Source organism: Pseudomonas sp. H26/SER47-MNA-CIBAN-0231, from assembly GCF_040310465.1.
Lineage (GTDB): Bacteria > Pseudomonadota > Gammaproteobacteria > Pseudomonadales > Pseudomonadaceae > Aquipseudomonas > Aquipseudomonas atacamensis.
Genome location: NZ_JBEOPW010000001.1, coordinates 175,533 through 195,371, shown reverse-complemented (window position 1 = coordinate 195,371; position 19,839 = coordinate 175,533). Strand labels below are relative to the sequence as shown.

Annotated in this window: 18 protein-coding genes and 1 pseudogene; 11 read left to right on the top strand and 8 right to left on the bottom strand. The window is 61.0% G+C overall.

From position 1 onward, the window contains the following. Positions 1 to 25 precede the first annotated feature (25 nt). The 4 genes from AAEZ10_RS00910 (at position 26) to AAEZ10_RS00895 (ending at position 3,835) form a co-directional block, all read left to right on the top strand. Positions 26 to 919 carry an SMP-30/gluconolactonase/LRE family protein gene (locus tag AAEZ10_RS00910; protein WP_350567035.1) on the top strand — a complete coding sequence of 298 codons (894 nt, stop codon included), beginning with the start codon at positions 26 to 28 and terminating at the stop codon, positions 917 to 919. A 61-nt stretch (positions 920 to 980) separates the two neighbouring features. Beyond that, positions 981 to 1,952: a TRAP transporter substrate-binding protein gene (locus tag AAEZ10_RS00905; protein WP_024013342.1), complete on the top strand. Its 972-nt coding sequence runs from the start codon at positions 981 to 983 to the stop codon at positions 1,950 to 1,952. A 75-nt stretch (positions 1,953 to 2,027) separates the two neighbouring features. Beyond that, positions 2,028 to 2,555, top strand: coding sequence for a TRAP transporter small permease (locus AAEZ10_RS00900; RefSeq protein ID WP_016775190.1), 528 nt, complete (start codon positions 2,028 to 2,030; stop codon positions 2,553 to 2,555). Then, positions 2,555 to 3,835: a TRAP transporter large permease gene (locus AAEZ10_RS00895; RefSeq protein ID WP_122747276.1), complete on the top strand. Its 1,281-nt coding sequence runs from the start codon at positions 2,555 to 2,557 to the stop codon at positions 3,833 to 3,835. Before AAEZ10_RS00900 ends, AAEZ10_RS00895 begins: the two co-directional genes overlap by 1 nt. 51 nt (positions 3,836 to 3,886) lie before the next feature. Here AAEZ10_RS00895 and AAEZ10_RS00890 read toward each other — a convergent pair whose 3' ends face one another. The 3 genes from AAEZ10_RS00890 to AAEZ10_RS00880 form a co-directional block, all read right to left on the bottom strand. Next, the gene (locus AAEZ10_RS00890; protein WP_350567030.1) at positions 3,887 to 4,687 is read right to left on the bottom strand and encodes a sulfite exporter TauE/SafE family protein; all 801 of its coding nucleotides are present in this window, start codon (positions 4,685 to 4,687) and stop codon (positions 3,887 to 3,889) included. A gap of 10 nt (positions 4,688 to 4,697) precedes the next feature. After that, a complete protein-coding gene (locus AAEZ10_RS00885; RefSeq protein WP_350567027.1) occupies positions 4,698 to 5,942 on the bottom strand; it encodes an NAD(P)/FAD-dependent oxidoreductase in 1,245 nt (414 codons plus the stop codon). A 166-nt stretch (positions 5,943 to 6,108) separates the two neighbouring features. After that, positions 6,109 to 6,450, bottom strand: coding sequence for an ArsR/SmtB family transcription factor (locus tag AAEZ10_RS00880; RefSeq protein WP_016775194.1), 342 nt, complete (start codon positions 6,448 to 6,450; stop codon positions 6,109 to 6,111). A gap of 92 nt (positions 6,451 to 6,542) precedes the next feature. On the opposite strand from AAEZ10_RS00880, the gene AAEZ10_RS00875 reads away from it, so the two are divergent. Beyond that, positions 6,543 to 7,406 carry an MBL fold metallo-hydrolase gene (locus tag AAEZ10_RS00875; protein ID WP_350567024.1) on the top strand — a complete coding sequence of 288 codons (864 nt, stop codon included), beginning with the start codon at positions 6,543 to 6,545 and terminating at the stop codon, positions 7,404 to 7,406. 177 nt (positions 7,407 to 7,583) lie between these two features. Here the strand turns inward: AAEZ10_RS00875 and bkdR are convergent, their stop codons facing one another. Further along, on the bottom strand, positions 7,584 to 8,072 hold the full coding sequence (bkdR, locus tag AAEZ10_RS00870; RefSeq protein WP_039762201.1) for a Bkd operon transcriptional regulator BkdR: 489 nt from the start codon (positions 8,070 to 8,072) through the stop codon (positions 7,584 to 7,586). Positions 8,073 to 8,257: 185 nt separating this feature from the next. Here bkdR and AAEZ10_RS00865 point away from each other — a divergent pair, with 185 nt between their 5' ends. The 5 genes from AAEZ10_RS00865 to AAEZ10_RS00845 all read left to right on the top strand — a co-directional run bounded on the left by AAEZ10_RS00865 (position 8,258) and on the right by AAEZ10_RS00845 (position 14,477). Further along, complete coding sequence (locus tag AAEZ10_RS00865) at positions 8,258 to 9,493, top strand: 3-methyl-2-oxobutanoate dehydrogenase (2-methylpropanoyl-transferring) subunit alpha (protein ID WP_110645543.1); 1,236 nt, start codon at positions 8,258 to 8,260, stop codon at positions 9,491 to 9,493. Position 9,494: 1 nt separating this feature from the next. Continuing rightward, a complete protein-coding gene (locus AAEZ10_RS00860) occupies positions 9,495 to 10,553 on the top strand; it encodes an alpha-ketoacid dehydrogenase subunit beta (protein WP_003224000.1) in 1,059 nt (352 codons plus the stop codon). Next, on the top strand, positions 10,554 to 11,828 hold the full coding sequence (locus tag AAEZ10_RS00855; RefSeq protein WP_130929706.1) for a dihydrolipoamide acetyltransferase family protein: 1,275 nt from the start codon (positions 10,554 to 10,556) through the stop codon (positions 11,826 to 11,828). Positions 11,829 to 11,832: 4 nt separating this feature from the next. Then, the gene (lpdA, locus tag AAEZ10_RS00850) at positions 11,833 to 13,206 is read left to right on the top strand and encodes a dihydrolipoyl dehydrogenase (RefSeq protein ID WP_350567018.1); all 1,374 of its coding nucleotides are present in this window, start codon (positions 11,833 to 11,835) and stop codon (positions 13,204 to 13,206) included. 251 nt (positions 13,207 to 13,457) lie between these two features. Continuing rightward, entirely contained in the window at positions 13,458 to 14,477 is a 1,020-nt protein-coding gene (locus AAEZ10_RS00845; RefSeq protein WP_041476992.1) for a branched-chain amino acid aminotransferase, read from the top strand. A 284-nt stretch (positions 14,478 to 14,761) separates the two neighbouring features. On the opposite strand, the pseudogene AAEZ10_RS00840 reads toward AAEZ10_RS00845, so the two are convergent. The 4 genes and pseudogenes from AAEZ10_RS00840 to AAEZ10_RS00825 form a co-directional block, all read right to left on the bottom strand. Next, a pseudogene (locus tag AAEZ10_RS00840) lies at positions 14,762 to 15,580 on the bottom strand (TIGR03915 family putative DNA repair protein); the annotation flags it as partial. Further along, a complete protein-coding gene (locus AAEZ10_RS00835; RefSeq protein ID WP_024013352.1) occupies positions 15,577 to 16,797 on the bottom strand; it encodes a putative DNA modification/repair radical SAM protein in 1,221 nt (406 codons plus the stop codon). The gene AAEZ10_RS00835 and the pseudogene AAEZ10_RS00840, both read right to left, overlap by 4 nt. A gap of 154 nt (positions 16,798 to 16,951) precedes the next feature. Next, positions 16,952 to 18,220, bottom strand: a complete 1,269-nt coding sequence (locus AAEZ10_RS00830; RefSeq protein ID WP_350567533.1) for an Nramp family divalent metal transporter — start codon at positions 18,218 to 18,220, stop codon at positions 16,952 to 16,954. Between the two features lie 130 nt (positions 18,221 to 18,350). Next, a complete protein-coding gene (locus AAEZ10_RS00825; RefSeq protein ID WP_024013354.1) occupies positions 18,351 to 18,887 on the bottom strand; it encodes a chalcone isomerase family protein in 537 nt (178 codons plus the stop codon). A 146-nt stretch (positions 18,888 to 19,033) separates the two neighbouring features. Between AAEZ10_RS00825 and AAEZ10_RS00820 the strand changes: the two genes are divergently transcribed. Beyond that, positions 19,034 to 19,807, top strand: coding sequence for a hypothetical protein (locus tag AAEZ10_RS00820; RefSeq protein WP_350567013.1), 774 nt, complete (start codon positions 19,034 to 19,036; stop codon positions 19,805 to 19,807). The last annotated feature ends 32 nt before the right edge of the window (positions 19,808 to 19,839 follow it).

Sequence of the window (19,839 nt, the reverse complement as noted above, 5' to 3'; positions counted from 1 at the left end):
TTTAATAAAAACCATGGGAATGAGTATGCAAGCCGAATTGATCGTCGACGCCCGCAACGCGGTCGGTGAAAGCCCGGTCTGGGTGCCGCAGGAAAACGCTCTGTACTGGGTCGATATTCCCAACGGCGGGCTGCAACGCTGGAGCGCTGACAGCGGGCACGTCGCCTCGTGGAAAGCCCCGGAAATGCTCGCCTGCATCAGCCGCCACCGCAGTGGTGGCTGGGTCGCTGGCATGGAAAGCGGCTTCTTTCGCCTGCACCCGCACAGCGACGGCAGCCTCGACAGCGAATTGCTCGCCACCGTCGAGCATAGCCGCGCCGACATGCGCCTCAACGACGGTCGCTGCGATCGCCAAGGGCGTTTCTGGGCCGGCAGCATGGTGCTGAACATGGGCCTGAACGCGTCTGAAGGCCGGCTCTATCGCTACAGCGCCGGGCAGACGGGCGTGGTCGAAGCGCAGCTGGATGGCTTCATCGTGCCCAACGGCCTCGCTTTCAGCCCTGACGGCAAAACCATGTACCTGTCGGATTCGCACCCCAATGTGCAACTGATCTGGGCCTTCGATTACGACACCGAGACCGGCACGCCATCGAATCGCCGAATCTTCGTCGACATGAATCATTTCCCCGGCCGCCCCGATGGCGCCGCCGTGGATGCCGAAGGCTGCTACTGGATCTGCGCCAACGACGCCGGCCTGATCCACCGCTTCGCCCCGGATGGCCGACTGGATTTCTCGCTTGAAGTACCGGTGAAGAAACCGACCATGTGCGCCTTCGGCGGCAGCAACCTGGACACCTTGTTTGTCGCCTCGATTCGCCCCGGCGATGACCACGACCCGCAATCCCTGGCCGGCGGCGTGTTCGCCCTGAAGCCAGGCGTCAAAGGCCTCGCCGAACCGCAATTCAACGATTTGCTTTAGACCCTCTGCTGCACCGCTGCGCCTTGAACACAAAAATAACAAGACTGGAGACTCACCCCCCATGAACTTCAAACGCACCTTGCTCGCCGCTGCACTCCCGCTGATGTTCACCTTCGCTGGTGCCGCTCAGGCACTGGAACTTAAAGTCGCCGACATCCACCCCAAGGGTTATCCCACCGTGGAAGCCGAAGAAAGCATGGGCAAGACCCTGACCAAGGAAACCAACGGCGAGCTGACCTTCAAGTACTTCCCGGGCGGCGTGCTCGGTTCGGAAAAAGAAGTCATCGAGCAGATGCAATTCGGCGCGATACAGATGTCTCGCGTCAGCCTGGGTATCGTCGGCCCTGTGGTGCCGGATGTGAACGTGTTCAACATGCCGTTCATTTTCCGCGACCAGCAACATATGCGTAACGTCATCGATGGCCCGGTGGGCGATGAGATTCTCGACAAGATCACCAACTCCGAATTCAAATTGGTGGCCCTGGCGTGGATGGACGGCGGTACACGCAACATCTACACCAAAAAACCGGTGCGCAAGCTCGAAGACCTCAAGGGCATGAAAATTCGCGTGCAAGGCAACCCGATGTTCATCGACATGATGAACGCCATGGGTGCCAACGGTATCGCCATGGACACCGGCGAAATCTTCAGCGCCCTGCAGACCGGCGTGATCGACGGCGCGGAAAACAACCCGCCGACCCTGCTCGAACACAACCACTTCCAGAACGCCAAGTTCTACAGCCTGACCGGTCACCTGATCCTGCCGGAGCCGATCGTGATGTCGAAAATCACCTGGGAAAAACTCACTCCGGATCAACAGCAACTGGTGAAAAAAGCCGCCAAGGCTGCCCAGGCTGAAGAGCGCGTACTGTGGGACAAGAAGTCCGCCGCCAGTGAAGAAAAACTCAAGGCCGCTGGCGTCGAGTTCATCACCGTTGACAAGAAACCTTTCTACGAAGCTACCGCCTCGGTTCGCGAGAAATACGGCGCGCCCTATGCCGATCTGATCAAAAAGATCGAAGCCGTTCAGTAACGCCTCCCGCTCCGTACTCATGAAAAAGGCCCGGCGCGCCAGCGGTTCAGGCGCGCCCGGTTACGGTGGAACCCGATGAAGAATCTGCTGCTGCGTATCAACGACAAGATCTACATGACGTGCATCTGGGTCGCCGGCCTTTCCGTCCTGGCGATTTCCCTGATGATTCCCTGGGGCGTGTTCGCCCGCTACGTGCTCGGCACCGGCTCCAGCTGGCCTGAGCCGACGGCGATCCTGCTGATGATGGTGTTCACCTTCATCGGCGCCGCCGCCAGTTACCGTGCCGGTGCGCACATGGCCGTGGCCATGCTCACCGACCGCATGCCACCGCAGCTGAAATCCGCAGCGGCGATTTTTTCGCAACTGCTGATGGCGGCCATCTGCATCTTCATGACCATCTGGGGCACCAAGCTGTGCATGTCCACCTGGAACCAGTTCATGGCCGCCCTGCCCGATCTGCGGGTTGGCGTGACCTATCTGCCGATCCCCCTGGGCGGCTTGCTGACGCTGATTTTTGTCGTGGAAAAACTCTTGCTCGGTGACCAGAGCAAACGTCGGGTCGTGCAGTTCGACCTGGTTGAAGAAAGTGAAGGTGCCGTTTAATGGACGCTCTGATCCTGCTGGGCAGTTTTATCGTATTGATCCTGATCGGCATGCCGGTCGCTTACGCGCTGGGCGCCGCTGCGCTGATCGGCGCTTGGTGGATCGACATTCCATTCCAGGCGGTGATGATCCAGGTCGCCTCGGGGGTGAACAAATTCTCGCTGCTGGCCATTCCGTTCTTCGTCCTCGCCGGTGCGATCATGGCCGAGGGCGGCATGTCGCGCCGTCTAGTGGCGTGTGCCGGCGTGCTGGTAGGTTTCGTCCGTGGTGGCCTGTCACTGGTCAACATCGTCGCCTCGACGTTCTTCGGCGCGATCTCCGGTTCGTCGGTGGCCGACACCGCGTCGGTAGGCTCGGTGCTGATTCCGGAAATGGAACGCAAGGGCTATCCACGGGACTTCTCCACCGCCGTGACCGTCAGCGGTTCGGTGCAAGCCCTGCTGACTCCGCCAAGCCACAACTCGGTGCTCTACTCGCTGGCCGCTGGCGGTACGGTGTCGATCGCTTCGCTGTTCATGGCCGGCATCGTACCGGGCCTGATGATGAGCGCCTGCCTGATGGTGCTGTGCCTGATCTTCGCGAAAAAGCGCAACTACCCCAAGGGCGAAGTGATTCCGATGCGCCAGGCGCTGAAGATCGTCGGCGAAGCCCTGTGGGGCATGATGGCGATGGTGATCATCCTCGGCGGCATTCTCTCGGGGATTTTCACCGCCACTGAATCGGCGGCCATCGCCGTGCTGTGGTCATTCTTCGTGACCATGTTCATCTACCGCGACTACAAATGGAGCGAACTGCCCAAGCTGATGCACCGCACGGTGCGCACCATCTCCATCGTGATGATCCTGATCGGTTTCGCCGCCAGCTTCGGCTACATCATGACCCTGATGCAGATCCCGGCGAAAATCACCACGCTGTTCCTGACCCTGTCGGACAACCGCTACGTGATCCTGATGTGCATCAACGTGATGTTGCTGTTGCTTGGCACGGTGATGGACATGGCGCCGCTGATCCTGATCCTCACGCCGATCCTGATGCCAGTGATCATGGGCATCGGTGTCGATCCGGTGCAGTTCGGCATGATCATGCTGGTCAACCTGGGGATCGGATTGATAACACCGCCGGTGGGCGCCGTGCTCTTCGTCGGCTCGGCGGTGGGCAAGGTCAGTATCGAAAGCACCGTAAAAGCGCTGCTGCCTTTCTACGCCGTGCTGTTCCTGGTGCTGCTGCTGGTGACCTACGTGCCGGCGATTTCGCTGTGGCTGCCGCACCTGGTGTTGTAACCCGCTGAGAAGATCGCAGCCTCGTGTAAGGAGGCTGCGATCTTTTGCTCTTCACGCCCGCAACAACATGTACCCCGCCACCACCAGACAGACACTGGCAAACCCCACCTGCAACGCCCGCGCCGGAACTCGCGCACAAAGCCTGCGACCGATGAGCATGCCAACGATGCTGGCGACAATGAACGCCGCGCCCTGGCTGTCGATACGCACCCCCGCATGAAACGCGCCGATCACCCCGATCGCGGAAATCAGACTGATCACCATCAACGACGTCGCAACGATGCCGCGCATCTGCACATCGGTCAGTTGCTTGAACGCCGGCACGATCAGAAAGCCGCCGCCGACGCCCAGTAAACCCGAAACCACGCCAGTAACCGCTCCCAGTGCAGCCAGGGTAGCGGTGCATTTGGCGGTCCAGTCGAAGCGCCCGGTCTGCTCGTTGAGCATGCAGTTTTTCTGGCCCCAACTGGCATGGCCGTGATCGCTCGGCCCCGCTTGCTGACGGTCCTTTCTGAGCATTCGCCAAGCGACCAGGACCATCAGCAGGCTGAACAGCATCATCAGAATCTTTTCCGGCAATTGATGTGCGAAGTAGATCCCCAGCGGCGAAAACACCGCGCCCAACGCGGCGATCAACAGCGCCGCGCGATAACGCACCAGGCCATGGCGCAAACCGTCGATCGCCCCGACCGCCGCCGCGCTGCCGACCGCAAACAAGGCCACCGGCGCCGCTTGCGTCATCGTCCAGCCGAGCCCGAGCACCAGCGCCGGCACCGCGAGAATCCCGCCGCCCGCGCCGGTCAGGCCGAGGACCAAACCCATCACCACGCCAAACAGACTTGCCAGCAACATAGGGGTTTTCTCAGTCGACCCTGGACAGACGCGTCAGCCACTCGCGCCCCTTGAGCATGCCGTGCCAGTAGAACCACGGCAGCAGCGTCGCCTTCAGCCACCACGCCGAACGCCGGGCCACGGTCGGGTCCAGCGGGAAAGTCGGCAGCAGTTTGCCGCCATAGCCGAACTCCGCGAGGATCACCTTGCCCTTCTCCACCGTCAGCGGGCACGAGCCGTAGCCGTCGTACTTGAGCGGCAGCGGCTGTTGTTTGCGCGCGGCCAGCAGGTTTTGCGCAACGACGACAACCTGCTTGCGCACCGCTGCGGCAGTTTTCGCATTGCTGGTGCCGCAGATATCGCCCAGTGCGAACACCTCGGGATAACGCGGATGCTGCAGGCTGTGCGGATCGACCTCGCACCAACCGCCGGCATCGGCCAGCGGACTCTGTGCGATGAAATCCGGCGCGACTTGTGGCGGCACGACGTGCAGCAGATCGAAGGTCTTCGCTACGCGGCTGACATTGCCATCGGCGTCCTTGACTTCAAACCACGCGGTTTTCGCCGGGCCGTCGACCTTGACCAGATTCGAGTTGAACGCCAGTTGCGCGTCGTACTGTTCGATGTACTTCATCAACGGCGGCACGAAGGTCGGCACGCCAAACAGCGCAGCGCCAGCGAGATTGAATTCAACGTTGATGTCTTTCAGCACGGCGGATTTGCGCCAGTGATCGCAAGACAGGTACAGGGCTTTTTGCGGCGCGCCGGCGCATTTGATCGGCATCGCTGGCTGGGTGAACAGCGCCCGGCCGTCGCGCAGTTTCTGCACTTGATCCCAGGTGTACCGGGCGTGTTGATAGCTGTAGTTGGAGGTGACGCCGTGCTGACCGAGGCTTTCCTGCAAACCTTCGATTTTCTCCCAGGCCAGGCGCAGGCCGGGGCAGACGACCAGGTTCTGATAGCTGACGGTGCGCTGGTCGTCGAGGGTGAGTTGGCGGCTTTGCGGGTCGATGGCGCTGACACTGGCCTGAATCCACGTTGCCTGACGCGGCATGACTTTGCTCATCGGCCTGACCGTGTCTTTCACGTCAAATGCACCACCGCCGACCAGCGTCCACGCCGGTTGATAGTAGTGCTGTGAACTCGGTTCGATCACGGTGACTTTGAGCTGCGGGTCACGCTTGAGCAGGCTGGCGACAAAACCGATGCCGGCCGTGCCGCCGCCGATGACCACGATGTCCGCACTGATGGATGGGCCCCAGTGTTGATCGTTCATTGCTTGTTCCTTTTGCTGCACGCAAGGATTTGTTCGGGTCAAACCAAAGAACCTGTGGGAGCGAGCCTGCTCGCGAAAGCGGTGGCTCAGTCAACTATTCGTCGGCTGACACGCCGCCTTCGCGAGCAGGCTCGCTCCCACAGGAGATGTTTGTGAGGGCTGGCATTTATGGCTGTTCCCAGCTCTTGAGTACCGCACCGCAATAGAGCCCCGACAGGGTCTTCATCACCTGGATCACTTCGTGACTGGCCAGGCCGTAGAAAATGTATTTGCCTTCGCGGCGGGTCGCGACCAGGCCTTCATCGCGCAAGATGCCCAGTTGTTGGGACAGCGTCGGCTGGCGTACGCCGGTCATTTTTTCCAGCTCGCCGACGTTGCGTTCGCCCTGGGTCAGTTGACAGAGAATCAACAGACGATCCTCATTGGCCAGGGCTTTGAGCAAGGCGCAGGCTTTGGACGCCGAGGCGCGCAATTGGGCGACTTCACATTCGGTCAGACTGGATTGCATTTGCACGAGGCCTTGAAGGTCACTTAAGCTGCGAACATTATGTTTTTACATAAAGTGTTGCAACCCGAAATTCCCCAGCACAGGTTTTCGCCATGCCCGCCCTGATTGAAGCGTTCCTCGACCCTGCCTCCTCGACCTACAGCTACGTGGTCTATGAAGCCGACGGCGGCCAGTGCGCGATCGTCGACCCGGTGCTCGATTACGATGGCGCTGCCGGGCGCACCGGCACGGCGCAGGCGGACAAGATCATCGCTTTCGTGCGTGCGCACCGGCTGCAAGTGCAATGGCTGCTGGAAACCCACGCCCACGCCGATCACCTGTCTGCCGCGCCGTACCTGCGTCGAGAACTGGGCGGCAAGATCGCCATCGGTCAATCGATCAGCAAAGTGCAGAGTGTGTTCAAGGCGCTGTTCAATCTGGAGCCGGAATTTTGCGTCGATGGCTCGCAGTTCGATCACCTGTTCGCGCCGAACGAGTCGTTCATGATCGGCAACCTCAAGGCTACCGCCCTGCACGTCCCCGGCCATACGCCAGCGGACATGGCCTACCTGATCGACGGCGAGCAGATCCTGGTGGGTGACACGCTGTTCATGCCGGACGTTGGCACCGCGCGCTGTGATTTCCCTGGCGGCAATGCGCAGCAATTGTTCAAGTCGATCCAGAAGCTGCTGGCGTTTCCGGCCAGCGTGAAGCTTTACGTCTGCCACGATTACCCACCCGAGGGCCGCGCCTCGCAGTGCCAGACCACTGTCGGCGAACAGCGCAAAAGCAATATTCATGTGCATGACGGGATCGATGAAGCGGCGTTCGTCGAGATGCGCACGACACGTGACGCTGGGTTAGGCATGCCGACGTTGCTGCTGCCGGCGATTCAGGTGAACGTGCGGGCGGGGAATCTGCCGGCGCCTGAGGACAACGGCGTGGTTTACCTGAAGATCCCGCTCAACAAACTCTGACCGCGCTGATTCACGCGCGAAGCCAACTGATCGTTCCCACGCGCAGCAAAGGAATGCCGCCAGGGACGCTCCGCGTTCCGCCTCAAGAAGTGACGCAGAGCGTCACGGGATGCATTCCCACGCGGAGCGTGGGAACGATCGGCGAATGGAGCTGCCGTGGCTGCGATGTTTTGATCTTCACGTCCCCAACGTCAATCCATTAGCCGGCAACGGCAACGCGGTCTTATAACGCACCTGCTTCAGCGCAAAGCTCGAGCGGATGTTCGCCACCCCCGGCACCTTGGTCAGAAAATCCATCATGAAGCGTTCCAGCGACTGGATGCTCGGCACCAGCACGCGGATCAGGTAATCCGGATCACCCGCCATCAGATAGCACTCCATCACCTCCGGCCGATCGGAAATCGCTTCCTCGAAATGCTGCAACGCCTCCTCTACCTGTTTTTCCAGGCTGACGTGAATAAACACATTCACATGCAGCCCCAGCAGATCGGCATCCAGCAGCGTGACCTGCTCGCGAATCAAGCCCAATTCTTCCATGGCCTTGACCCGGTTGAAGCATGGCGTCGGCGACAGGTTCACCGAACGGGCGAGGTCGGCGTTGGTAATGCGCGCGTTCTCCTGAAGGCTGTTGAGAATGCCGATGTCGGTACGGTCCAGTTTGCGCATGAGACAAAACCACCTGTTTTTTATGTTTATGCAGAATTTCTATCTGCAAATGGTCGCCAGCGCAACGAAACACAGAGAAATATTCTTCTTGGCCACGCCTATGATTGTTGTAGGACAAGATTTCCCCTACCCGGGAATGACTGCCAGCTCACTACAAGAAATTCACAAGATCGAGCGTAGAAGCCATGACCCAAGCGTATGAACCGCTGCGCCTGCACGTCCCTGAACCCTCGGGCCGTCCCGGCTGCAAAACCGATTTTTCCTACCTGCATCTGACCGATGCCGGTACGGTGCGCAAACCTCCTGTTGATGTAGAACCTGCCGATACCGCCGACCTCGCCCGTGGCCTGATTCGCGTGCTTGACGATCAGGGCAACGCCCTCGGCCCGTGGGCCGAAAACGTGCCGGTCGAGATCCTGCGCAAAGGCATGCGCGCGATGCTCAAGACGCGCATCTACGACAACCGCATGGTTGTCGCCCAGCGGCAGAAAAAGATGTCGTTCTACATGCAGAGCCTTGGCGAAGAAGCCATCGGCAGCGCCCAGGCTCTGGCGCTGAACATCGATGACATGTGCTTCCCTACCTACCGCCAGCAAAGCATCCTGATGGCCCGCGATGTGCCGCTGGTGGACCTGATCTGCCAGTTGCTGTCCAACGAGCGCGATCCGCTCAAGGGCCGCCAGTTGCCGATCATGTACTCGGTCAAGGACGCCGGTTTCTTCACCATCTCCGGCAACCTCGCCACCCAATTCATTCAGGGCGTTGGCTGGGGCATGGCCTCGGCGATCAAGGGCGATACGAAAATCGCCTCGGCGTGGATCGGCGACGGCGCCACCGCCGAATCGGACTTCCACACCGCCCTCACCTTCGCCCACGTTTATCGCGCGCCGGTGATCCTCAACGTGGTCAACAACCAGTGGGCGATTTCCACCTTCCAGGCCATCGCCGGCGGTGAAGCCACGACTTTCGCCGGACGCGGCGTCGGTTGCGGCATCGCCTCGCTGCGGGTCGACGGCAACGATTTCTACGCGGTCTACGCCGCTTCCGCTTGGGCTGCCGAACGCGCCCGGCGCAACCTCGGCCCGACCATGATCGAATGGGTCACCTACCGCGCCGGCCCGCACTCGACTTCCGACGACCCATCGAAATACCGCCCGGCCGATGACTGGAGCCACTTCCCGCTCGGCGATCCGATCGCGCGTCTGAAACAGCATCTGATCAAGGCCGGCCACTGGTCGGAGGAAGAGCACAGCGCCGTCAGCGCTGAACTTGAAGCCGAAGTGATTGCCGCGCAGAAACAGGCCGAACAGTACGGCACCCTCGCCGGCGGGCAGATTCCAAGCGCCGCGACCATGTTCGAAGACGTCTACAAAGAGATGCCGGAGCACTTGAAGCGCCAGCGTCAGCAGTTGGGGATCTGACATGAACGATCACAACAACAATATTCAGTTGGAAACCGCCATGACCACGACCACCATGACCATGATCCAGGCCCTGCGCTCGGCCATGGATGTGATGCTTGAGCGTGATGACAATGTCGTCGTCTTCGGCCAGGACGTCGGTTACTTCGGCGGTGTGTTCCGCTGCACCGAAGGCCTGCAGACCAAGTACGGCACCTCGCGGGTGTTCGACGCACCGATTTCGGAAAGCGGCATCGTCGGCGTCGCCGTCGGCATGGGCGCCTACGGTTTGCGTCCGGTCGCCGAAATCCAGTTCGCCGACTACGTCTACCCCGCCTCCGACCAGATCATTTCCGAAGCGGCGCGTCTGCGTTATCGCTCGGCCGGTGAGTTCACCGCGCCGATGACCCTGCGCATGCCTTGCGGCGGCGGTATCTACGGCGGCCAGACCCACAGCCAGAGCATCGAGGCGATGTTCACTCAGGTCTGCGGTCTGCGTACCGTAATGCCGTCCAACCCGTACGACGCCAAAGGTCTGCTGATCGCCTCCATCGAAAACGATGACCCGGTGATCTTTCTTGAGCCGAAACGCCTGTACAACGGCCCGTTCGATGGCCATCACGACCGCCCGGTAACCCCGTGGTCGAAACACCCGCAAGCCCAGGTGCCGGACGGTTACTACACCGTGCCGCTGGACGTTGCTGCGATCACTCGCCCGGGCAAGGACGTGACCGTGCTGACCTACGGCACCACCGTATACGTCTCGCAAGTCGCTGCCGAAGAATCCGGCGTCGATGCCGAAGTCATCGACCTGCGCAGCCTGTGGCCGCTGGACCTGGAAACCATCGTCAAGTCGGTGAAGAAAACCGGCCGCTGCGTGGTGGTTCACGAAGCCACCCGCACCTGCGGTTTCGGCGCCGAGCTGGTATCGCTGGTGCAAGAACATTGCTTCCATCACCTGGAAGCGCCGATCGAGCGCGTCACCGGGTGGGACACTCCCTACCCGCACGCGCAGGAGTGGGCGTATTTCCCAGGGCCGTCCCGCGTGGGCGCGGCGTTGAAACGGGTCATGGAGGTCTGAATGGGCACGCACGTTATCAAGATGCCGGACATCGGCGAAGGCATCGCAGAAGTAGAACTGTCGCAGTGGCACGTCAAGGTTGGCGATCTGGTGGTTGAAGACCAGGTGCTGGCGGATGTGATGACCGACAAGGCGATGGTCGATATTCCGTCGCCGGTGCATGGCAAGGTGATTGCCCTTGGTGGTCAGCCGGGTGAAGTGATGGCGGTCGGCAGTGTGCTGATCAGCATCGAAGTCGAAGGGGCTGGCAACCTTAAAGAGTCCGCCGCACCCGCGGCTGTCAAAGAAGCACCGGTTGCGCCGAAAGTTGAAGCCGCTGTCGAAAGCAAACCCGCCGCAGCCGCCGCACCACGTCCGGCGACCGTTTGCCAGGGTCCGATGGTTGCTCGCGAAGCGGATGAACGCCCGCTCGCATCGCCGGCCGTGCGCAAACATGCGCTGGATCTGGGCATTCAATTGCGTCTGGTGCGCGGCAGCGGCCCGGCCGGTCGTGTGTTGCATGAAGACCTGGAGGCCTATCTGGCGCAAGGTCAGTCGAACGCTTCGGCGCCGGCCGCTGCCGCTTATGCCCAGCGCCACGACGAAGAACAGATTCAAGTGATCGGCATGCGCCGCAAGATCGCCCAGCGCATGCAGGATGCCACTCAGCGTGCCGCGCACTTCAGTTATGTGGAAGAAATCGACGTCACCGCGATCGAAGAACTGCGAGCGCACCTGAATGAAAAACATGGCGCCAGCCGTGGCAAGTTGACCTTGCTGCCGTTCCTCGTTCGCGCGCTGGTCGTCGCCCTGCGCGACTTCCCGCAGATGAACGCCCGTTACGATGACGAAGCGCAAGTCATCACCCGCCTCGGTGCGGTGCATGTCGGCGTCGCCACGCAAAGCGATGTCGGCCTGATGGTGCCCGTCGTGCGTCACGCCGAAGCGCGCAGCCTGTGGGACAGCGCCGCGGAAATTTCGCGTTTGGCCAACGCCGCGCGCAATGGCAAGGCCAGCCGCGATGAGCTGTCAGGTTCGACCATTACTCTGACCAGCCTCGGCGCATTGGGCGGCATTGTCAGCACGCCGGTGCTGAACCTGCCGGAAGTGGCCATTGTCGGCGTGAACAAAATCGTCGAGCGGCCAATGGTGGTCAAAGGCCAGGTGGTGATCCGCAAGATGATGAACCTCTCCAGCTCCTTCGATCACCGCGTGGTCGACGGCATGGATGCGGCGCTTTTCATTCAGGCCATCCGTGGCTTGCTCGAACAACCCGCTACCTTGTTTGTGGAGTAATGGAATGCAGACTTTGAACACCACGCTGCTGATTATCGGCGGTGGCCCCGGCGGTTACGTCACGGCGATCCGCGCCGGGCAATTGGGTATTCCGACCATTTTGGTCGAAGGCCAATCGTTGGGCGGTACCTGCCTGAATATCGGCTGCATTCCGTCGAAAGCGCTGATTCATGTGGCTGAGCAGTTTCATCAGACGCAGCATCACAGCCAGCATTCGGCGTTGGGCATCAGCGTTGCCGCGCCGACCCTGGATATCAGCAAAAGCGTCGAGTGGAAAGACGGAATCGTTGATCGCCTGACCACTGGCGTCGCCGCGCTGCTGAAGAAGAACAAGGTTCAGGTCATCAACGGCTGGGCGAAAATCATCGACGGCAAAACCGTGGAAGTCGGCGATACGCGCATCCAGTGCGAACATCTGGTGCTGGCCACCGGTTCGACCAGCGTCAACCTGCCGATCCTGCCGATTGGCGGGCCGATCATTTCCTCCACCGAAGCGCTGGCACCGACGTCTGTGCCGAAACGTCTGGTGGTGGTCGGCGGTGGTTACATCGGCCTGGAGCTGGGCATCGCTTATCGCAAGCTCGGCGCCGAGGTCAGCGTGGTCGAAGCACAGGACCGCATCCTGCCGGCCTATGACGCGGAGCTGACACAACCGGTCCACGACGCGCTGAAGCAGTTGGGCGTGAAGCTGTACCTCAAGCACAGCGTGCTCGGTTTCGACGGCACGTTGCAGGTGCGCGATCCTGAAGGCGAAACCCTCAATCTGGAAACCGATCAGGTACTGGTCGCGGTCGGACGCAAACCCAATACGCAGGGGTTCAATCTCGAAGCGTTGAATCTGGACATGAATGGTTCGGCGATCAGGATCGACAGCGGTTGCCAGACCAGCATGCGCAACGTCTACGCCATTGGCGACGTGAGCGGCGAACCGATGCTGGCCCACCGCGCCATGGCTCAGGGCGAAATGGTTGCCGAGCTGATCAGTGGCAAGCGCCGCGAATTCAACCCGACCGCCATCGCCGCCGTGTGCTTTACCGACCCGGAACTGGTGGTGGTCGGCAAAACTCCGGACGAGGCCAAGGCTGCCGGACTGGACTGCATCGTTGCAAGCTTCCCGTTCGCCGCCAACGGCCGCGCAATGACCCTGGAATCGAAAAGCGGCTTCGTCCGCGTGGTCGCACGTCGCGACAATCATTTGATTGTTGGCTGGCAAGCGGTGGGGGTCGGTGTCTCCGAATTGTCGACGGCTTTTGCGCAGAGCCTGGAAATGGGCGCGAGACTGGAAGACATCGGCGGCACCATTCATGCCCACCCGACCTTGGGCGAAGCGGTGCAGGAAGCGGCGTTGCGGGCGCTGGGGCATGCGCTGCACCTGTAAATCCGTCAAATTGATCGTTCCCACGCTCCGCGTGGGAATGCAGCCCGGGACGCTCTGCGTCCCAACAGCCGAACGCGGAGCGTCCGATGAGGCATTCCCACGCAGAGCGTGGGAACGATCAGTCGAGGGAACGATCAGCGGAGCGAATTCCGGCTGCGAAACCGCTCAAGAATGAAGTATTGTTGTGCCCATCCAAAAAAACGTCAGAAGCCTTGAACCGTTTCGGCGGTTGTTCAGTGATAGAGGGTGTCATGGGTAACGAAAGCATCAATTGGGACAAGCTGGGTTTTGACTACATCAAGACCGACAAGCGCTATCTGTCGTACTTCCGCGATGGCGAGTGGGACAAAGGCACCCTGACCGAAGATAACGTCCTGCACATCAGCGAAGGCTCCACTGCCCTTCACTATGGTCAGCAGTGCTTCGAAGGCATGAAGGCCTATCGCTGCAAGGACGGCTCGATCAACCTGTTCCGCCCGGACCAGAACGCCCTGCGCATGCAGCGCAGCTGCGCGCGTCTGCTGATGCCGACGGTCGACACCGAGCAGTTCATCGAAGCCTGCAAAGCCGTAGTTCGCGCCAACGAGCGTTTCATCCCGCCGTACGGCACCGGCGGCGCGCTGTACCTGCGCCCGTTCGTGATCGGCGTGGGTGACAACATCGGCGTACGCACTGCGCCCGAATTCATCTTTTCGATCTTCTGCATCCCGGTCGGCGCCTACTTCAAGGGCGGCCTGACCCCGCACAATTTCCAGATCTCCAGCTACGACCGCGCGGCCCCGCAAGGCACCGGTGCGGCCAAGGTCGGTGGCAACTACGCCGCCAGCCTGATGCCGGGCTCGAAAGCCAAGAAAGCCAACTTCGCCGACGCGATCTACCTCGATCCGATGACCCACACCAAGATCGAGGAAGTCGGTTCGGCCAACTTCTTCGGGATCACCCACGACAACAAGTTCGTCACCCCGAACTCGCCATCGGTTCTGCCAGGCATCACCCGCCTGTCGTTGATCGAACTGGCCAAATCGCGTCTGGGCCTGGAAGTGGTTGAAGGCGACGTGCTGATCGACAAACTGGCGGACTTCAAGGAAGCCGGTGCCTGCGGTACCGCTGCGGTGATCACGCCGATTGGCGGCATCAGCTACAACGATCATCTGCATGTGTTCCACAGCGAAACCGAGGTAGGCCCGGTAACCCAGAAGCTCTACAAAGAGCTGACTGGCGTGCAGACCGGCGACATCGAAGCGCCAGCGGGCTGGATCGTCAAGGTTTGATCTGACGACTGCTGATGCTCAAAAGCCCTCCACCGAGTGATTGGTGAAGGGCTTTTTTGTAGAGCTGGGCTCTGGTGTCGTATTGAAGAACGTCACCCCCTCACCCCAGCCCTCCCGAAACGTCGGACCGCCCCCAAGGGGGCGAGGGGGAAAGGGAGCCGACTTGTGCGCTTTTCAAAAATCGCGTTCACCTCGGCCATTCAGGTCGATAGAGTTCGCAAGAACACCTCGGTCGGCTCCCTCTCCCTCCGGGAGAGGGCTGGGGTGAGGGTAGGCTTTTCGCTCTTCAAGGCAATCCGTTTACCAAGTCGATCAGCAATCCCGCTCGCCTGCCCATTCTGTTGCTTGCCCATCCGCGCCTGGGTGATCAATCCCGGTATCAACTCCCCCTCCGGCAGATTCTTCCAGAACCGCACCGGCAGATGCCCTTGCATGACCTTCGGGTTCAACCGCGCCGGGTTGAAGATGTGGCTGTAATAGGTCAACCACAAATCGCCGTGGGGGTCATCGACGTTCTGTGCCAGTTGCTGCCATTCAATCGGGCATTGCCGCTCGTGAATCAATTGCTCACCGTCGTAGTACACACCATCGCGCGGTGTGGCGATCAACCAGCGATGCTGGCCCATGCGCCCGATGAAATGCTCGCTGGCGCTGTGCAGGATGTCATGCGCCGGCTCATGCCACGCCACGTATTGTGGACCGGGCAGATCCTTCGACCGCTCGATGAAACGCACGAATGCATGCAGATGATGGGCCTCGCGACTGACCTGCTTGATGCGCCGCTGCAATTCGCTGCCGAGCTTGTCGCCCGCCATCATCGCCGTGCGGTCGCCGTGACTGACGCGCCAGAGCACTTCATACAACAGGCTCCAGCGCTGTTCGCCGCGATAGCGCGCCGCTTGTTCGAGGGTGGCGAGCAGCGCACGGGGAATACGCGCCTGAAACGGCCCCTGCCCTTCGGGCACGTGATCATCACTGGCAAACAGATCGCCAACGCCCTCCACCGCCCAGCTCACCAGACTCGGATCGATCTCATGGCTGAGCAACCAGCGCGCCTGCTGGCGCCAGGTGTCGAACAGATCGTCACAATCGAGACTGATCATCCCCACAACCCCATCTGCTGCGGCATCGGCCGGTCGCGCAATTGCTGGTAGAGCATGTGACTGGTGACTTCCGCCTGTTGCGGGTGGTAATCGCTGGTGATGATGAACGGCTTGGCCTTGGCCAGCACACAGCGCATCCGTGCCACATCTTCGTAACGGATGCGGCGCTGACGGCGCAACTCGACCAGGCGCTCGGTGGTGCGCAAGCCGATGCCCGGGATCCGTGCGATCAACGTCGCGTCAGCACGGTTGAGGTCGAGCGGGAACACTTCGCGATTTTCCAGCGCCCAGGCCAGCTTCGGGTCGATATCGAGCGCCAGATTGCCCGGGCCTTTGAGCAATTCGTCAGCGCTGTAGCCGTAGCTGCGCAGGAGGAAATCAGCCTGATACAAACGGTGCTCGCGCATCAGCGGTGGCGCGGCGAGCGGTACGCTTTTCGGGCTGTCGGGGATCGGACTGAATGCCGAGTAATAGACCCGGCGCAAACGGAAGTTGCCATACAAGGATTGGGCGCTGTGGAGGATGGTGCTGTCGTCGGTGTCATCGGCACCGACGATCAATTGCGTGCTTTGTCCGGCCGGGGCGAATTTTGCCGAGCGCGGCTCGTTCAACACGGTCTGCACGCCGGTGTAGATGGTGTTCATCGCTTGCTTGATCGAGGTGATGTCCTTCTCCGGCGCCAGTGTCTGCAGGCTGGCATCGGTGGGCAGTTCGATGTTGACGCTGAGGCGATCGGCATAGCGCCCGGCTTCTTCGATCAAGGCGGGATCGGCTTCCGGAATGGTCTTCAAATGGATGTAGCCGCGAAATTCGTGCTCTTCGCGGAGCAACTTCGCCACCCGCACCAGTTGCTCCATGGTGTAGTCCGCCGAGCGAATGATCCCGGAGCTGAGAAACAGCCCGCTGACGCAGTTGCGCCGGTAGAAATCCATGGTCAGCGTCACGACTTCTTCCGGGGTGAAGCGCGCACGCGGCACATCGCTGGAACGGCGATTGACGCAATATTGGCAATCGTAAAGACAGAAGTTGGTCAGCAGGATTTTCAGCAACGACACACAGCGCCCGTCCGGCGTGTAGCTGTGGCAAATGCCCATGCCGTCCGTCGAACCGAGCCCGCTCTTGCCCTCGGAGCTGCGCTTGGGCGCACCACTGCTGGCGCAGGAGGCGTCGTACTTGGCGGCGTCGGCGAGGATGCTGAGCTTGTCGATGATTTGCATGGCGCGGGCTCTTTACTGTGTGCATATACAGTATAGGCTCGCCCGCCGCGAAACAAGTTGATGGATGACCCCTCGTCGGCTGCCCATCCAGATTGCGGCGTGTGGGAGCGAGCCTGCTCGCGAAGAGGCCCTGCCAGCTACCGCAACTCAGCGATCAAACCGCCCACTGCAATATCAACCAACTGTTCGCCCCGCTGATCAACACAAACAGCCCCCAAGCCAGCACCCGCGTGGGCCAGCGATTGACGAACGGCCCCATCAATTGCCGATCGTTGGTCATGCGAATCAGCGGGTACAAGGCGAACGGCAGTTGCAGACTGAGCACCACCTGGCTCAACACCAGCAATTTGCCTATAGCGCCATCACCGAGCAGCCATACGCCGATGAACGCCGGAATCAGCGCCAGCCCGCGAGTGATCAAACGCCGCTGCCAGCACGGGATGCGCAGGTTCAGATAGCCTTCCATGATGACCTGCCCGGCGATGGTCCCGGTGAAGGTCGAACTCTGCCCCGACGCGAGCAGCGCCACGCCGAACAACACACTGGCCAGCGCACCGCCCACCAGCGGATCGAGCAGGTGATAGGCGTCCTGAATGTCGACCACATCGGTGTGTCCGGACTGGTGAAACGCCGCCGCCGCGAGAATCAGGATCGCCGCGTTGACCAGCAGCGCCAGGGCCAGCGAACCGATGGTGTCGATGCGCGCCAGTTTCACCGCGTCCCGCTTGCTTGCCAAGTCCTTGCCGATCATCCGCGTTTGCACGATCGATGTGTGCAGATACAAGTTATGCGGCATCACTGTGGCGCCGAGGATGCCGATGGCCAGATACAGCGGCGCCGCATCGCTGATCGCGGACAGCGAGGGTTTGAAGCCGAGCGCCACGTCTGGCCAGTACGGTTTGATCAACAACAATTCGACGAAGAAACACACACCGATGGTAGCGACCAGCACCAGCATGATCGCTTCGAGACGGCGGAATCCCCGGTTCTGCAGGGCCAGCACCAGCAGCGTGTCGAACGCCGTCAGGGCGATGCCGAAGGTCAGCGAGCAACCGAGCAGCAAGTGAAACGCGAGAGCGCAGCCAAGCACTTCGGCGAGGTCGGTGGCGATGATCGAGATCTCCGCCAGTATCCATTGCAGGCGCGCGGTCGGCGTGCTGTAGCGCTCGCGGGACAACTGCGCCAGATCGCGCCCGGTGGCGATGCCTAGCCGCGAACACAGGCACTGCACCACCATGCCGGCCAGACTCGCCAGCAACACGACGAATAAAAGACTGTAGCCGAAACGCGAACCGGCCTCGATCGCGGTCGCCCAGTTGCCCGGGTCCATGTAGCCGATCGACACCAGCAAACCGGGACCGGCGAAACGCAGCACACGTTTGAAGAACGAGGCAGTCGGATCGACCGCAACACTGCCGGCCACTTCCGGCGGGCAAAACGGCGCGGTGGCGATTTTGGGCAGACTGAATTTCACGCACACATCCAGAAACAAAAACGGGAGCCCGGCAGCTTAGTCGTTTCGCCTAGTGCCTTGAAGGGCAAGATCACTGAACCTATGGGTTCACCCCCAACAACTGCTCGCGCAACTCGGGACTGCGTGTTCGCGGATCCAGCCAGATATCGAAAAACGCCTTGGCAAACTGTGGATCCTCAATCTCATGCTGCAGCTTCTGGCCGACAAAAAACCGCGCGCCCTGCCCCGGCAGATACACGCCGGTTATGCGCGTGCCGGCCTGAACGTCGACAAACGATTGCTGCATCTGCGCCTGCCAGCCGGCCAATTGCGCTGAAGTGACCCGAGGACCGGCAAGGCGTTTGATCTCATCGACGCTGGTGCTGACCAGATCGTCTCGCGAGATGTTGCGCCGGTAGATCAGCTCCAGTGCAAACGGCTGGCCGTCCGCCAGAGGCCGCGCGGCACTCCACAACCGCGCGCTGTAAACATCGAAGCCGAACACGCTGAAATCGCCGCTGCCGATGATTTGCGCCCCCGGCACCGCGTCCTGCCAATTGGCCCACGTCGGCGTCAGCAACAGTGCCCACAAGCCGATGCCACAACAGCCGCGTACGAGCTTGGGTGTTCTGTTCATCGCCGTATCGTCTCCGCTGCATTCTGATGATCAAAGCATAGCCGGATTCGCGCCTGAATTTTTGTATACAAAAATTGCGAACATAGGCAGCAATCTTTAATCGGCAGTGCTAACGTGGCTCATCCTGACCCGATGGAGACACCCGCGTGCTGATCCTCAAACTGCTGCTGATTCCCGGTTTTCTCCTCCTGATTTCCCTGGCGGGCAAACGTTGGGGGCCGAGCGTGGCCGGGTGGCTGTCGGGATTGCCGGTGGTGGTCGGGCCGATTCTGTTCTTTCTGGCGATCGAACAAGGGCCGCAGTTTGCCGCGCAATCAGCGGTCGCGGCGCTGTCGGCGATGTTCGCGATGATCGCGTTCTGCATCACCTATGCGCAGGTGGCGCAGCGGGCGAACTGGCCGTGGGCGTTGACCATTTCACTGGCGGTGTGGGCCGCGCTGGCGACGGTGTTGTCGGTGATTCCGGCGTCCTTGCCGTTCTCGGTGATTGCGGCAGCGGTGGCACTGCTCGCTTCGCCTTATCTGTTCCCGGAGGTGCATCCAGTATTGAACGGGCCAGCACCGAAGTCGGACAAACTGATCTGGCGAATGATTGCCGGCGCGGCACTGACAATGGTGGTAACGATGCTGGCCAGCACCGTCGGCGAACGCTGGAGTGGCCTGCTCGCAGTGTTTCCGGTGCTTGGCAGCGTGATGGCGGTGTTCTCGCAACAAACGCGCGGCCCGGCGTTTACCGCTGCGTTATTGCGCGCAACGGCGACCGGCATGTATTCGTTTTCGGCTTTCTGCCTGGTGTCGGCCTTGACGCTGCCGAGCATGGGCCTCAGCGGTTTTGTCGTAGGCGTGGCAGTGTCGGTGGCCATGCTCGGGGTGACCCGGCGTCTGTTGGCGCGGCCATTGGCCAAGGCGCAAGCGCAATAACCGCCCGGACGAATCGCGCTGGAACGCCCGGC